The organism is Methylomusa anaerophila (assembly GCF_003966895.1).
Lineage (GTDB): Bacteria > Bacillota > Negativicutes > Sporomusales > Sporomusaceae > Methylomusa > Methylomusa anaerophila.
Genome location: NZ_AP018449.1, coordinates 4,018,322 through 4,032,522, shown reverse-complemented (window position 1 = coordinate 4,032,522; position 14,201 = coordinate 4,018,322). Strand labels below are relative to the sequence as shown.

At 44.3% G+C, this 14,201-nt stretch carries 15 protein-coding genes and 1 other annotated feature; all 15 genes read right to left on the bottom strand.

What is annotated here, in order from left to right; translation table 11 throughout:
* Positions 1–142 precede the first annotated feature (142 nt).
* The gene (locus tag MAMMFC1_RS18335) at positions 143–472 is read right to left on the bottom strand and encodes a DUF5665 domain-containing protein (protein ID WP_126309895.1); all 330 of its coding nucleotides are present in this window, start codon (positions 470–472) and stop codon (positions 143–145) included.
* A 99-nt stretch (positions 473–571) separates the two neighbouring features.
* The gene (gene ileS / locus MAMMFC1_RS18330; protein WP_269471897.1) at positions 572–3,370 is read right to left on the bottom strand and encodes an isoleucine--tRNA ligase; all 2,799 of its coding nucleotides are present in this window, start codon (positions 3,368–3,370) and stop codon (positions 572–574) included.
* A 26-nt stretch (positions 3,371–3,396) separates the two neighbouring features.
* Positions 3,397–3,619: a binding site (T-box leader), on the bottom strand.
* A gap of 186 nt (positions 3,620–3,805) precedes the next feature.
* Complete coding sequence (locus tag MAMMFC1_RS18325; protein WP_126309893.1) at positions 3,806–4,114, bottom strand: DUF167 domain-containing protein; 309 nt, start codon at positions 4,112–4,114, stop codon at positions 3,806–3,808.
* A 2-nt stretch (positions 4,115–4,116) separates the two neighbouring features.
* On the bottom strand, positions 4,117–4,572 hold the full coding sequence (locus MAMMFC1_RS18320) for a DivIVA domain-containing protein (protein WP_126309892.1): 456 nt from the start codon (positions 4,570–4,572) through the stop codon (positions 4,117–4,119).
* Between the two features lie 267 nt (positions 4,573–4,839).
* Positions 4,840–5,634: a YlmH family RNA-binding protein gene (locus MAMMFC1_RS18315; protein WP_126309891.1), complete on the bottom strand. Its 795-nt coding sequence runs from the start codon at positions 5,632–5,634 to the stop codon at positions 4,840–4,842.
* Entirely contained in the window at positions 5,635–6,447 is an 813-nt protein-coding gene (proC, locus tag MAMMFC1_RS18310) for a pyrroline-5-carboxylate reductase (protein ID WP_126309890.1), read from the bottom strand. It lies immediately after the preceding gene.
* A gap of 24 nt (positions 6,448–6,471) precedes the next feature.
* A complete protein-coding gene (locus tag MAMMFC1_RS18305; protein ID WP_126309889.1) occupies positions 6,472–6,924 on the bottom strand; it encodes a cell division protein SepF in 453 nt (150 codons plus the stop codon).
* 12 nt (positions 6,925–6,936) lie between these two features.
* On the bottom strand, positions 6,937–7,650 hold the full coding sequence (locus MAMMFC1_RS18300) for a YggS family pyridoxal phosphate-dependent enzyme (RefSeq protein WP_126309888.1): 714 nt from the start codon (positions 7,648–7,650) through the stop codon (positions 6,937–6,939).
* 161 nt (positions 7,651–7,811) lie between these two features.
* Positions 7,812–8,978, bottom strand: a complete 1,167-nt coding sequence (locus MAMMFC1_RS18295; protein ID WP_126309887.1) for an ABC transporter substrate-binding protein — start codon at positions 8,976–8,978, stop codon at positions 7,812–7,814.
* A gap of 295 nt (positions 8,979–9,273) precedes the next feature.
* Positions 9,274–10,821, bottom strand: coding sequence for an L-glutamate gamma-semialdehyde dehydrogenase (pruA, locus tag MAMMFC1_RS18290; RefSeq protein ID WP_126309886.1), 1,548 nt, complete (start codon positions 10,819–10,821; stop codon positions 9,274–9,276).
* A gap of 36 nt (positions 10,822–10,857) precedes the next feature.
* Entirely contained in the window at positions 10,858–12,012 is a 1,155-nt protein-coding gene (locus MAMMFC1_RS18285; RefSeq protein ID WP_126309885.1) for an NAD(P)/FAD-dependent oxidoreductase, read from the bottom strand.
* On the bottom strand, positions 12,005–12,280 hold the full coding sequence (locus MAMMFC1_RS18280) for a (2Fe-2S)-binding protein (RefSeq protein ID WP_126309884.1): 276 nt from the start codon (positions 12,278–12,280) through the stop codon (positions 12,005–12,007). The genes MAMMFC1_RS18285 and MAMMFC1_RS18280 overlap by 8 nt, the downstream gene beginning before the upstream one ends.
* On the bottom strand, positions 12,277–12,774 hold the full coding sequence (locus tag MAMMFC1_RS18275; RefSeq protein WP_126309883.1) for a 4Fe-4S ferredoxin: 498 nt from the start codon (positions 12,772–12,774) through the stop codon (positions 12,277–12,279). Before MAMMFC1_RS18275 ends, MAMMFC1_RS18280 begins: the two co-directional genes overlap by 4 nt.
* Positions 12,775–13,887, bottom strand: a complete 1,113-nt coding sequence (locus MAMMFC1_RS18270) for an NAD(P)/FAD-dependent oxidoreductase (protein ID WP_126309882.1) — start codon at positions 13,885–13,887, stop codon at positions 12,775–12,777.
* A complete protein-coding gene (locus tag MAMMFC1_RS18265) occupies positions 13,884–14,189 on the bottom strand; it encodes a (2Fe-2S)-binding protein (RefSeq protein ID WP_126309881.1) in 306 nt (101 codons plus the stop codon). The genes MAMMFC1_RS18270 and MAMMFC1_RS18265 overlap by 4 nt, the downstream gene beginning before the upstream one ends.
* Positions 14,190–14,201 lie beyond the last annotated feature (12 nt).

Genomic DNA, 14,201 nt, shown 5'->3' with positions numbered 1-14,201 from the left:
CATAAATAAACAAAATCCTTCACTTATCGAGAAAGACAACTACTTATGGTACTGCAAAGAATAAAACCGAACGCACTTCAAATTGCGTCCGGTTTGTTAATCTTTATTAATCATTGTAGTCCTCCCATCAATCTATTCAGATTTATATGCCGTTTTTAGTTTCAACGATACGTACAATATCTGCAATCAGACCACCGATTAGAGGAATGTTGAGCAAAATCAAATGTTTTAAAAAGGATAAAAGTAAAGCGAATACTAAGCTGGCTCCTATTGCGATACCTAAACCTCTTGCAATCCCGGCAACAAAGTTGGTAAAAATTAGACGTCCCGGACGTTCCAGCAATTCGAGATATTCCGCAATGCGCAGAGCTTCCAAATGCTGAACCAATTTATTCAATTGGGTTGCTATCAATTCCGGGGCCTTACCGTGAGTTTCCTTTATTTTATCTATTTTTTTATTATTCAAATCCATGCCAATACTCACCCACTATAATTATTATTCCCAATGAGGAAAAAATAAACCGGGGAGTCCCCGGTTTGTAAATATATATAAATATAATAATACAAATGGCTATAGCTGTTTTATTACAGTGGCGCATCTATGGCACAGTGTCGGGTGTTCGGAATTTTGTGTAACTGTGTCATTATAAATCCAGCAACGCTCGCATTTTTGACCTTGTGCAGGTAAAACGGCAATCGCCAAGTTCATATCTTCAGCTTTGTAGCTTTCGGAAGGAGCCGCTGCGAGATTTTCAAATAACTCCACCCCGGATACGATTAATAACGTAGCCAGGTCATCCTTTACTGCGGCTAAAGCGGCAAATACATCTCCCGTAGCGTATAAGGCCACAGATGCATCCAAAGAATGGCCGATTACCTTGTTGCGGCGCGCATTTTCCAGTGCTTTGGTTATTTCACTGCGAATGGTCAACAGGGTATCCCATTTTATTTCTAATTCGGCATCCAGGTATTCCTTACGGACTTTGGGCCAAGTGGTTAGCTGGACACTTTCCGGCATACCTGCTTCTTTGGGCATATGCTGCCAAACTTCTTCCGCCGTAAAAGTCAGTACTGGGCTGACCAAGGTTACCAGCGTAGTTAAAATTTCATACATAGCCGTTTGAGCGGCCCGACGTTCCAGCGAATTCGGCAGTTCCGTATAGACCCGGTCTTTTAATATATCAAGATAAATGGAGCTTAAGTCAATGGCGCAGAAATTGTGCACGCTGTGGTATAAGAGATGGAATTCGTAATCTTCATAGGCCTGAGTAATTTTGGAGCGAACCTGCTCAAGACGAAGAAGAGCCCAGCGGTCGATTTCAAGCAAATCTCCATATTCAACTTTGCAGGTATTGGGGTCGAAATCTTGTAAGTTGCCAAGAATATAACGAAAAGTATTGCGGATTTTACGGTATACCTCAGCCATTTGCTTTAGTATATCATTGGATATGCGGATATCCGCCTTGTAATCCGCTGAGGCAACCCATAGACGCAATATATCAGCGCCATACTGCTTGATAACTTCTTGCGGATAAATTACATTGCCGATAGACTTGGACATCTTGCGACCTTCACCGTCAACCACAAAGCCATGGGTCAATACAGCCTTGTACGGAGCGGTATGGGTAGTTGCCACCGAAGTAAGGAGAGACGACTGGAACCAGCCACGATGTTGATCACTGCCTTCCAGGTACAGGTCCGCCGGCCAGACAAGTTCGTCTCGTTGCTTTAAAACAGCGGCATGACTGGACCCGCTGTCAAACCAAACGTCCATGATATCTGTTTCCTTCCGGAAAGTATTATGACCGCAGTGCGGACATATAAATCCGTCAGGTAAAATTTCGGCAGCTGTTCTTGCCCACCAGGCATCTGACCCCTCCCGGCGGAAGAGATCGGCAACTGCAGTAATGGTAGTGTCGTTGATAATGTGAGTGTTACATTCGGTGCAGTAAAAAATTGGTATAGGCACCCCCCAGACTCTTTGCCGCGAGATGCACCAGTCCTGACGGTCGGCAACCATGTTGTGAATGCGGTCCTCGCCCCAGGAAGGAATCCAGGTTACGTCTTTGATTGCATTCAAAGCTTCTTGTCGAAAACCTTCTACCGAAGCAAACCACTGTTCCGTTGCCCGATAGATAATTGGATTTTTGCACCGCCAGCAGTGCGCATACTGGTGCTTAATTGAGCTTTTACCGAGAAGCATGCTGCGCTCAGCCAATTCTTTGATGATAGGAACGTTGGCATCGTTTACTGACATACCCTGAAATTTACCGGCTTCGGCTGTAAAGTGGCCTGTTGGATCTACCGGACTAATTACCGGTAATCCATACTTGGCGCCAACCTCAAAGTCCTCCTGGCCGTGTCCGGGAGCGGTGTGGACACAGCCTGTGCCTTGCTCTAAAGTAACATGGTCACCTAAAATGACCGGTGCCTCACGGTCAAAGAACGGATGATGAAAAAGCATTCCTTCGGTGGCTGAGCCTTTCAGCGTGGACAATATTGTATAGTTTTCCAAGCCGTTGGCTTTGGTAACCGTTTCAACCAATTCTTTCGCCAACAGATATATTTCGTCGTTGACTTCTACCCAGGCGTATTCCAGGTCAGGGTTTACAGCAATGGCTACGTTAGCTGGCATCGTCCAGGGAGTGGTCGTCCAAATCACGGCAAAGACCCGTTCACGATCAACGCCAACAGGTAAATTGCCTTTGTCGTCAACTAACAGAAATTTAACAAAGATTGAATGGGACTTTTTTTCTGCATATTCAATTTCAGCTTCCGCCAGGGCTGTTTCGCAAGAGGTACACCAGTATACCGATTTCAGACCTTTGTATATATAATTTTTTTTCGCCATTTCGCCAAATACTTCAATCTGTTTGGCCTCGTATTCCGGATAAAGAGTTACATAGGGGTTCTCCCAATCACCGGTAATTCCCAGACGTTTAAAGTCTTCACGCTGCATATCAAGGCATTTAAACGCGTACTGTCTGCATTCGCGTCTTAAATCCAGGGGATTTAGTTCATGTCTGTTAAGACCAAGAATTTTAATGGCTGCATGTTCAATAGGCAAGCCGTGAGTATCCCAACCGGGAACATAAGGAGCTGCAAAACCGTGCAATGATTTATATTTTACGATAATATCCTTTAAAATTTTATTTAATGCCGTACCAATATGGATGTTTCCATTTGCGTACGGAGGACCGTCATGCAAAATAAATTTCGGATTACCTTGATTCCGTTTAATCTTCTTTTGGTATATGGCTTCGTTATGCCAGTATTCTAGTAATTTTGGCTCCCGTTCCGGCAAGTTTCCCCGCATAGGAAATTCAGTCTGCGGTAAGTTAAGGGATTTGCTGTAGTCCAATCTGTACACCTCCAAAAATAAAAACCCCGCATCCCGCAAGGGACGAGAGGTCAATCCCGTGGTACCACCCTATTTGCTACAGTATTGCAGCTCTTTCAACGCGCTAACGGGCGTCAAACGGCGAAGCCTACCTGAAAAATTCGGTTCGCAGTTCAGGAGTGATTTTCACCAAAGACAAGGTATAACCGGGCTTCCACCATTCCGCCGGCTCGCTGTAACCTATAAATCTGAGGCTAATGTCTCCGTCATTACCATAACAATATAAGGATATATGCATACAATATTATATTAACATTGGGGGATAAAGTCAAATTATAATATCTATATGGAACGTATTAAAGAATTGAAATTATATCCGGATATTAGGAACGCTTCGACGCTGCCGCTTAACCTCCGCTTATCCTAATACCCGGATGTCAATTCTTTAATGCATTATATCTATATTCAGGCTAAATAGCGGGATAATATGGCTGTAAATTGGTTTTTGTCGATTGTCTCAATTTTAATAATCTTAGTGCGGCTTTTTTCCCCAGTGGTAATACGCACCTGACTTTTGGATACATTAAACAATTCGGCAATATAAGCTATGCAAGCAATATTTGCTTCGCCATCAACCGGCGGTGAAGTCAAACTGATTTTTAGGGAATCTTCTACAATCCCGGCAACGCAATTTTTGCTGGCTCGCGGCTGCACCTTCACCTTAAAAGCGATGCCGTCAGCAAATTCCTTGATATTCAGGTTTTGAATATTCAATATTAGTTTTCATCCTCTTCCTTGGCGTTATTAAGCATATCCATTTGAGCCTGCAATAAGGTACGCAGCCTTGTACGGAAAATTTGGGACTGTTTTTGCAAATCTTCATATTCACCTGTTAACCTACGAACTTTTGCAAAAGCTTCATCAACCATTCCCTGGGCGCGAATCTCCGCTTCTTTAATAATCAGCTCGGTTTCCTTTTTGGCATTGAGTTTCACTTCTTCGGCTGTTTCTTGGGCAATGACCAGTGTACTGTGAAGTGTATTTTCCATATGTTGATAATGTTCCAATTTTCCGTTGAGCCGTTCAACTGTTTCTTTTAGATCAATATTTTCCCGGTATAAAGTTTCATAATCCTTTACTACCTGGTCAAGAAATTCGTCAACTTCTTCTTCATTGTAGCCCCGAAAACCATGCTTAAACTCTTTGTTATGAATATCCAACGGCGTCAGCATACTTACATACACTCCCATAATTTATTTTAGTAACTATTCGTCTTTAAATAGGGAACTGCTTATAAAAATGGAGAACGTTTTACCACAGAGGAGCAGAGGGCGCAGAGAAACGCAGAGGGTTTAATTATTTATGTTTTTTCAACACTCTTCGTTATCCTTTCTCCGTGTCCCTCTGCGTTCTCTGTGTCTCTGTGGTTCCGGTTCCTTTATCTTACGACGTTTTAGATTTTCAGGATAGTTCGTGGCATTTATAATCTGAATAGATATTTATATGAAGCGTCGTAATACGACGCTGAAGCGCCCTTTTTTAGTTTGTCCAGGAATTTCACACACTTCTACCCGACCGCGTCCTCGCATAGAGATTACATCACCTATTTTCACGGTTTGAGAAGAACTTTTTGCCTCTTGCCAGTTCACTTTGACCTTCAGGGCCGCAATTTCTTCCGCCATCCTGGTACGGGATGTGCCAAAACCGGCTGCAGCCACCGCGTCAAGCCGCAAGGAAGCCACCGTCGATCTTATCTCTTTCACTTTCTCTTCCCGGGGCGCAATTTCATTTAGCATAATTTTTTCTATTGTCACCGGAGCCTGACCGACAGTAGTCAGGTTGTTGATGATATATTCCGTCATCATATTATCCACGATAATATGACAATGGTCTTTCAGCATAATAATATCGCCAGTGACTTCACGTTTAATTCCCAGCCCTAAAACGGCGCCCAGTACGTCGCGATGAGATAAGCTGTAATAGCGGATATCCCAGTTGATACTGAGGGCATTAATTGAAAAATCCACATCTTCTGTAATAGCCAAAAAATCATTATCGGCAAAGGCGACTTTTCGTCTTTCTGCTCCCGTATACCCACCATTACTAAGTAATGTCAGGCGATTATAATGAGCTGCAATGGTTTCCGCGATAGTCTGACTATGGGGGTCTAAAAATTCACTGATTTTATATTTGTGATTTTTTAAAACCCACTCGGCCAAATCAAGAAGTTTAGCGGCGAGTTCCCCTTCACCGGAAGCACTGTAATAGCGAAGAATCTTATCTCGTTCGCTCATTTACTTCCGCCCCATTTCCTTGGACCTTTCCGTTGCCGCTACCACGGCGTCAATCAAAGCCGCTCTTACGCCTTTCTGCTCCAAAACGTGAATGCCGGTGATAGAGGTACCGCCGGGAGAAGTAACCATGTCGCGCAATTTGGCGGGATGTTCCCCCGTTTCCAGGACCATCTTTGCCGCACCCAGTAATGTTTGAGCTGACAGTAACAAAGCTGTTTGGCGGGAAAATCCTACTCGAACCCCGGCGTCAGTAAGCGCGTCAATCAGAACATAGACATATCCCGGCCCACTACCGGACAAACCGGTTACCGCATCCATTAAGTCCTCGCCCACTGTAACAACCTTACCAACCGAAGCGAAAACAGAGGATACCATTTCACCAATGGAACTTGTCGCATATTTGCCGAGGGCAATGGCCGACATACCTTCGCCTACGGCAACAGCGGTGTTGGGCATTACCCGAACTACGGGTACTCCCGGCATTTTATTTTGTAAAGTGGATAATGTTACACCGGCTGCCACGGAAACAATTATCGTGGACTTTGAAACCACCGGGGTAATTTGGTCGACAACATGGTTCATGACTTGGGGTTTCACAGTCAAAAACAACACATCGGCTTTTTTAGCCAATTCCTGACTGTCACTCGTAGTCTCTACAGAAAATAGATTAGTTAGATATCGAAGACGCTCAGATGAGATGTCATTTACAATTAACTGGGATGCTTCAATCATTCCCGATTTTAGAATACCGCGAATGAGCGCTTCGGCCATGGCTCCACCGCCAATAAATCCTATTGTTTTATTTAATAGCATATTACCTCCGATTTTACTTCGGTCTTAACTCTGTTTATTCCAAGGCAGGAAAGCCTTGTCCATATTTTCTTCGCGGGAACTATACGCTACATCTACATTTGCCGGTGCACACAGGAAAATATTATTCCCCACTTTTTGAATTGAACCGCTTAATGCATAAGTTGTACCACTAATGAAATCAATCATGCGTTTGGCAATATCGACATCAGTATTTTCCAGATTAACAACAACCGGTTTTCTATTTTTCAGGAAATCGGCCACGTGTTGAGCATCATCGAAAGAGAACGGCTCTACTACCATTACTTTTACCTGCTTTGCTGCGGGACTTTGTTGCTGTTGATGAGGCATAGGCAATGAAACTACATTATTATTCTTCTTGGCCTTTGTTTCTGATTCTTCGTTTTTGGGACGCTGGTCATCCCCCTCCACGGATTCAAACAGGCCCAAGCTGCCCCACACTTTTTCCATGAATTTCATATGAATACCTCCTCAATAATATCGAGTTCCGAAGATTCCCGTACCGATTCGGACAATATTAGCCCCTTCTTCAATGGCGACACAATAATCATTTGTCATTCCCATCGAGAGCCATTTCATTTCAACACGGGCAATATTTAAAGAAACAATTTCATTATAAAGATAATACAGTTCCCGGAAGAAGGGTCTTACAGCTTCAGGGTCATCGCAATAAGGAGCGACGGTCATCAAGCCGCATAAACGGACATTTTCCAGTTCGCTAACGGCCCGGACCAAGGCAAGCAGATCCCTGATTTTAGGCGGTATGCCATACTTTGTGTCTTCACCAGCCACATTTACTTGAATCAGAATGTCTTGCCGTTTCGATAGTTTAGCTGCGGCGCGGTCAATATCAGTAACTAATCGTTCACTGTCAACAGAATGAATCATGTCAAAATACTGTACGGCTAAACGGGCTTTATTGGTTTGCAGATGACCGATAAGGTGCCATTCAACCTTGCAATTGGCTGTTCCGGTTATTTCAGGATATTTTGTCAGCGCTTCTTGTATACGGTTTTCCCCGACGGCGGTTATTCCGGCGTCAATTGCCTCCAGCATGGCTGTCACGGTCTGATTCTTAGTTACGGCAATAATTTTGACGCTATCAGTTATATTAGCGGCAGTACGCCTATTCAGTGATTCATTAATCTTATTGGTAATTTCTATTATATTTTGTTTAACAGACAAAACAAACCCTCCATTTATATTTAGTTTATTCGCTCATAAACAGAATTTTCCTTTCAGTGATATATATATTATTTTATCGTTTTTACATAAAACTATAAATATGGTTTTAAAATAAAAATGCACCGCCGTTAATTTTTCGGCGGTGCATTTCAGTAACTTTATTAAGGTTTAACTGTATCCTTGTAAACTTGCTTTCCATCTTTCATTTCAATAATGGCTGCGCTTCTAATAGCATCGTGGGTAGCGCTTAAATCCATATCACCGCTTAAGCTTTTAAATCCTTTGGTTGCGGCAAGAGCTTCGCGGATTTTGGCTGCTTCTGTGCTGTTAGCCCGCTTGATGGCGTCCACCAGCAAATAGGCGGCATCATATCCCATAGCAGACATCGCGTCAGGTATTTGACCATATTCTTTCTTGTAAGCTTCAACAAAAGCCTTGGACGCAGGATTAGTATCTTCTACTGAATAAAGATTGGTAAAATAGGTATTGTTCATGGCTTCCTTACCGCCGATTTCTACCAGTTTAGGAGAATCCCAGCCGTCACTGCCGAGAATTGGTACGTTGATACCCATTTCACGAGCTTGTTTTACAATCTTGCCGACTTCTTCATAATAAGCGGGAAGGTATATCAAATCCGGATTTTGGGCTTTAATCTTGGTCAAGATAGCCTTGAAATCCTGATCTTTTTGGAGGAATGCTTCTTCAGCCAAGATTTGGCCTCCCCCTTTAGTAAAGGCGTCTTTGAAGAATTGAGTCAAGCCTTTGCTGTAGTCGCTGGAGTTGTCAACCATAATGGCGGCTTTTTTCACTTTCAGAGCGTTCAGTGCAAAGTTAGCGCCAACTGTACCTTGAAACGGGTCAATGAAGCAGGCGCGGAATACGTAGTCTTTCGTTTTACCGGTTTTTTCGTCAAGAGTGACTTTGGGGTTAGTAGTAGCTGTCGCTACAAAAGGAATTTTATTGACTTCAGCAACCGTCGATCCGGCAATTCCGTTGGAACTGACAGTGAAGCCAGCAACAGCTATTACCTTATCTTGAGTAATAACTTTAGTCATAGCGTTAGTGGATTCAGAAGGTTCACCTTTGTTATCCGCTACCACAATTTGAATTTGCTTGCCTAGTACGCCACCTTTGGCGTTAATTTCCTTAATAGCAAGTTTGGTGCCGTTAGCGGCAGCCGTTCCGAAGGAAGCGGTATTTCCGGTCAGTTCGTAGACGACCCCGATTTTTATGTCTTTGCTGCCGGTATCACCACAGCCTGCTATCATACCTGCGACCAAAGTGAGCATCATTACTAAACAGGTGATTTTGAAACTAACTTTACTCATAAGTCCCCTCTCCTATCCGTCATTTAGATATGTATAATCCGTGGTTATCCTAAAATTTGATTCAAATCACCTCCACAATAGCAACATGAATAGATAAAGATAGATAAACCTATGTATTACCTTAAAAACAAAGCTTCTTGGAGAATTAAAAATACAACTTAATTCTCCAAAAAGCATCATTGCCTTAAGGTATATCAGAGACTATTGTCTCCTATGATTATACATTCTAGTATGTTTTAATAATTTTGGCAAGCATTTTTTTGAATAATCTTACAAGCATCCTCAGTATTTTTTCTTACAACTTTTCACAAACTGACTTGGCCTGTAGGAAAAGTAGCAAATAATCCGCTCCGCCGGCTTTGGAGTCGGTTCCGGACATATTAAAGCCGCCAAAAGGATGAACACCTACCAGCGCTCCGGTGCATTTCCGGTTAAAATACAAGTTACCCACGTGGAATTCGCGGCGCGCTTTCTCGAGTTTTACTCTGTTTTTTGAATACACAGCGCCTGTAAGACCGTACTCGGTGTCATTGGCAATGCGAATGGCGTCGTCATAATCCTTTGCTTTAATAATCGCGACAACCGGACCGAAGATTTCCTCCTGAGCAATTTTGGCCTGCGGATCTATCTCGGCAAATACGGTAGGCTGAATAAAGTAACCTTCAGTTGCTCCTTTTTCTCCGCCTGTAACCAGACGTCCCTCCGATTTACCGATCTCAATATATTCAAGTATTTTGCTATAGGCATTTTTATCAATAACCGGTCCGAGATTCACTGTGGGATCACTGGCAGAACCCAGTTTCAACTGAGATGCTTTGGCAGCCACTTTAGATACAACCTCGTCATAAACATCGGCGACGACGATGGCGCGGGAACAGGCTGAACACTTTTGTCCCTGAAATCCAAAAGCGGAGGTTATGATGCCGGCTGCAGCTTCATCCAGGTCGGCCTCACTGTCAACAACAATGGCGTCCTTTCCTCCCATCTCGGCAATAACACGTTTAATCCATTTTTGGCCGGGAGAGGTTTTGGCTGCCAGTTCATTGATACGTAACCCTACCTCTTTTGAGCCGGTGAAATTGATAAATCTGATTTGAGTATGGCTTACCAAATAGTCCCCGATGGCTCCGCCACTGCCAGGAAGATAATTTACTACTCCGGCAGGCAACCCTACTTCTTCCCATAGCTCCATGAATTTGGCGGCAATTACGGGAGTGGAACTGGCAGGTTTCATAATTACAGTGTTACCTGCAACCACTGCTGCCGCCGTCATACCTGTCAAAATAGCCAGTGGAAAGTTCCAAGGCGGTATAATCAACCCTACACCCAGAGGGATGTAAAAGCAATCGTTTTGCTCCCCGGGAATCGAAATAATCGGCATGCCTTGCGCATATTTAAGCATTTGCTGCGCGTAGTACTCCAAAAAGTCGATGGCTTCCGCTGTATCGGCATCGGCTTCGGCCCAGTTCTTGCCGGCTTCTTCAACCAGCCAGGCAGAAAACTCAAATTTACGTCGCCGCATAATAGCCGCCGCTTTGAATAGATAGCGGGACCGTACTTCGGGACTTTCATATTGCCAAGATTCATAAGCTTTTAAGGCACTTTGAACAGCTTGTTCGGCCAGTTCGACATTGGCCCTGGCGGTAGTGCCGATTATTTCTTGGAAATTTGAAGGGTTTACCGAAGTAATCCGGGCTTCGGTATCAACTTTTGCATTGCCAATTACCAGCGGGTAATGTTTTCCTTTTTGTACGGCAACACTTTTTAAAGCCTGTTCCATAGCAAGCTTGTTTTCCGGTAAAGCAAAATTGGTAAAAGGTTCATTTTTGAATTCAATATACATAATATTCCTCCTGTACAATAAATTGTTAATCCGCCATTAAACAACGGAAGGCTCAATATACAATTCGCCGCGTTCAAAGCGCTCAGCGTGAAATACATTGATATCGATAGACAGCGATGCCGGTTTGCCAACGATGACTTCTGACATCAGTTTGCCAACTGCCGGCGCAATCATGAAACCGTGCCCGCTAAAGCCAGCGGCGGTGAAAAATCCTTTAATGCTGCGGTCTTCGCCTAGAATTGGCTGGCGATCAGGCGACATATCATAAAGCCCTGACCATTGTCTGACCACATTCAGGCTGGCTAATGGCGGGAGCAGATTGGTGATTTTTTTAGCCATTTCTATTAAAAATTCCCAGCTTGATTTAATATTAAAGCTTTCCGGCTCATCAGGATGTCCGATACCCATGATGAAACTGCCATGAGGTGTTTGCTGACAATAAAGATTATGATAGAAACTCATTACCATTGGCTTTTGGATTGGTTCTACCGGTTCAGTCACCAAAATTTCATGCCTCTCAGGGGAAATTGGCAGATTAACCCCAATCATCCGGCCAATTAACCCGGCATGACTCCCGGCGGCATTGACCACAATACCTGTTTTAATATCTCCTTTCGTCGTCTTAACCGCAGTAATTCTATCTGAAACACTGTCAATTCCGGTTACCTCGGTATAAGTATAAATTGCAACTCCTAAATTTTTAGCAGCTTGGGCATATAACTCGCTGACTTTAAAGGGATTGCAGTGACCGTCCTGCGGGCAGAATGTTGCCCCTAACAGACCTTCAATATTTAAATGCGGCACAATTTCCTTCGCCTCAGGGGGGGAAACCCAGAAGGAAGGTATATGCAAAGAGTTCTGCAGTTCTAAATTTTTTTGGAATTGATCTACCATTTTGTCAGTGTAGGCAAGAAGCAGGTAACCGCCTTGCTTAAATTCAATATCTCCAGCTACATCTAATATTTCAGGCAGGTTTTCATACATTCTTATACTTTCGCGGGACAGAATGCAATTGGTTTCTGTCCCCCATTGCGTTCTTACTCCCGCCCCGCAACGGCCGGTTGCGCCGCTGGCAAGATATCCCTTCTCAATAACGGCAATTCCTTTAACTCCCTGCCTGGCCAGATTATAAGCGATTGAGCAGCCCACAACTCCGCCGCCAATTACTACTATATCGGCATGATCAATCATTTTCCGCACCTCCGGCCAATACTCCTAACTTGATTGGTGACGCGGGTGGGCGGAAGGTGGGTAACTCCACTTCACCAACCGGTTTATTTAGTTGCCTGGCGATTTCCTCAACAATTAAAGGAATACAGTTTCGGCCTTGACAGGGGCCCATACCGCAGCGGCAAGTACGTTTGATTTCATCAATAGAGTGCTTGCCATCTTCTATTGCTGCCCGAATCTCAGCTAGTGTAATGTCTTCACAACGGCAAACAATAATCGAGTCTGTCATTCATCTTCTCCTTCCTTCCGCCAGGCAATGTTTCGCACTTCCATGGACAATTCTTTAGGAACCGCCAGCCATAATATATTGGTCTTGTTATTAGTGGTTTGCACTTTTAGAACTTTGGCGCTGCCGATAACCTGACCCGCCCGGTTTACCGCGTCTACACACTGGCCTATTGCCGGGAGCGGGTAAAACTCGAAAGGGATTTTTATTACGGCTTCGGTATCACTATAGGACTGATCAATAATAAAAACGGACAGACCGGGACAATGGACCAAACATATACCACAGCCATTACAGAGTGAATCGTCAAGTTGCGGACATTGGTTTATATCACTTTCCATCCGGATAGCTTTCCGGGAGCAAGCGTCGACACAGGGGTTGCAAGGTATATTTTGAAAGCATTCCAAAACAGCAATCGGTCCTTTTTTTAATCTTTCACCGTTGGGCGTAATCGAAGCAATGTCTTCTACTGTTGGTACACCTGTTTGTGCCAGCATTTATATCACCTTCTCCCAAAAGCTCCGCTCAGACGAAACAGTGACCTTAGCCAAACCGGATCGAATTTTTGCGCTTACTTGACCAGAACGCAGAGCTGTTAATTGCAGGTGGGCCGCTTGTAATTCTTGCCCAGAAGAGAGATCATTAAAACCTAAGGCAAGGGCTGCGGCGATGCCGGCGATTTTACCCTCTACCATGGCAACCGATGCTTCCTCAACTGCCGCCACGTCTCCGGCAACGTAAATATCGGGGTGACTGGTAAGCATATTATAATCGCGCCATGGAACGTATCCTCCCAGCGCGGGCACATGGGAGAGCTTGCATCCTGCTTGCCACAATAATTCGGTGAGTGGCGACAAGCCTACTGCAAGGCACAAGCCGTCTATTTCGATATCCTTTTCGCTGCCGGCTACCGGTTGCCATTTAGAATCCAAACGCCAAATGGTGACTTTTTCCAAAGCATTTTTCCCATGGGCAGATTTTACCGTATGAGAGGTAAAAATTGGCACACCTGCCCGACGGATTTTGGCAGCATGAACCCAATAACCGCCTACGGTTGGCGCAGCTTCAACGATGCCGGCCACCTCCACGCCGGCTTGCAGCAATTGATAAGCAACAATTAAGCCGATATTGCCCGCCCCGACCATCAGCATACGTTTGCCTGGCAGAACCCCGTGAACATTCATCAAAGTTTGCACTGCGCCGGCGCCTGAAATACCAGGCAAGTCATTATTAGGGAACAGCAAAGTCTTTTCGGCTGCGCCGGTAGCCACTACTATTTTTCCAGCTTTAATCGTCTCAAATTTTTCGTTGTGATTAATGGTTAATATACCACTATCCGGATAATAGCCTAAAGCTGTAGCGCTCAGCCAGGAAGTAATATTTGGCGTGTTGCCTGTTTCCCGCGCAAGAAGGTTTGCAATATCAATCCCCCGTTCCCCGGCATATTCATTTTTAGAGCCAAAGAACTTATGGGTCTGCTTTATCAACTGCCCACCCTGATAATTGGCTCTTTCAATTATCAGGACTTGGGCACCCGCTTTAGCTGCATTAATGGCTGCCATTAATCCTGCAGGGCCTGAACCGATAACTGCAATATCTATTTCAGTCATAGCAGTATTCCTCTCCCTGTTTGCGTCTCAATCTTCATGCCTGATTCCAGAGGCGCCACACATACTCTCACATTGGGCACCCCATTAACCACCATAAGGCATGATGAACAGTTGCCAATAGCGCAGAACAATCCACGCGGGCGACTACGTTCATGACTATGCCTAAAGACCTTGATGCCGGCAGCATGAAGTGAGGCAGCAATTGGTTCGCCGGCAATACCTTCCAGTTCTTGCCCATTGAAAGTAAATTTAACAAAATTACCTTGGGCGAATGTTAATATCGGATGATTTGTAATACGCATTCCCACACCCCC

What these genes read in the sequence shown, in the direction of transcription:
- MAMMFC1_RS18335 (WP_126309895.1), bottom strand. Translation starts at nt 472, where the DNA reads ATGGATTTGAATAATAAAAAAATAGATAAAATAAAGGAAACTCACGGT.
- MAMMFC1_RS18320 (WP_126309892.1), bottom strand. Translation starts at nt 4,572, where the DNA reads ATGCTGACGCCGTTGGATATTCATAACAAAGAGTTTAAGCATGGTTTT.
- MAMMFC1_RS18315 (WP_126309891.1), bottom strand. Translation starts at nt 5,634, where the DNA reads ATGAGCGAACGAGATAAGATTCTTCGCTATTACAGTGCTTCCGGTGAA.
- proC (WP_126309890.1), bottom strand. Translation starts at nt 6,447, where the DNA reads ATGCTATTAAATAAAACAATAGGATTTATTGGCGGTGGAGCCATGGCC.
- MAMMFC1_RS18305 (WP_126309889.1), bottom strand. Translation starts at nt 6,924, where the DNA reads ATGAAATTCATGGAAAAAGTGTGGGGCAGCTTGGGCCTGTTTGAATCC.
- MAMMFC1_RS18295 (WP_126309887.1), bottom strand. Translation starts at nt 8,978, where the DNA reads ATGAGTAAAGTTAGTTTCAAAATCACCTGTTTAGTAATGATGCTCACT.
- pruA (WP_126309886.1), bottom strand. Translation starts at nt 10,821, where the DNA reads ATGTATATTGAATTCAAAAATGAACCTTTTACCAATTTTGCTTTACCG.
- MAMMFC1_RS18285 (WP_126309885.1), bottom strand. Translation starts at nt 12,012, where the DNA reads ATGATTGATCATGCCGATATAGTAGTAATTGGCGGCGGAGTTGTGGGC.
- MAMMFC1_RS18280 (WP_126309884.1), bottom strand. Translation starts at nt 12,280, where the DNA reads ATGACAGACTCGATTATTGTTTGCCGTTGTGAAGACATTACACTAGCT.
- MAMMFC1_RS18275 (WP_126309883.1), bottom strand. Translation starts at nt 12,774, where the DNA reads ATGCTGGCACAAACAGGTGTACCAACAGTAGAAGACATTGCTTCGATT.
- MAMMFC1_RS18270 (WP_126309882.1), bottom strand. Translation starts at nt 13,887, where the DNA reads ATGACTGAAATAGATATTGCAGTTATCGGTTCAGGCCCTGCAGGATTA.
- MAMMFC1_RS18265 (WP_126309881.1), bottom strand. Translation starts at nt 14,189, where the DNA reads ATGCGTATTACAAATCATCCGATATTAACATTCGCCCAAGGTAATTTT.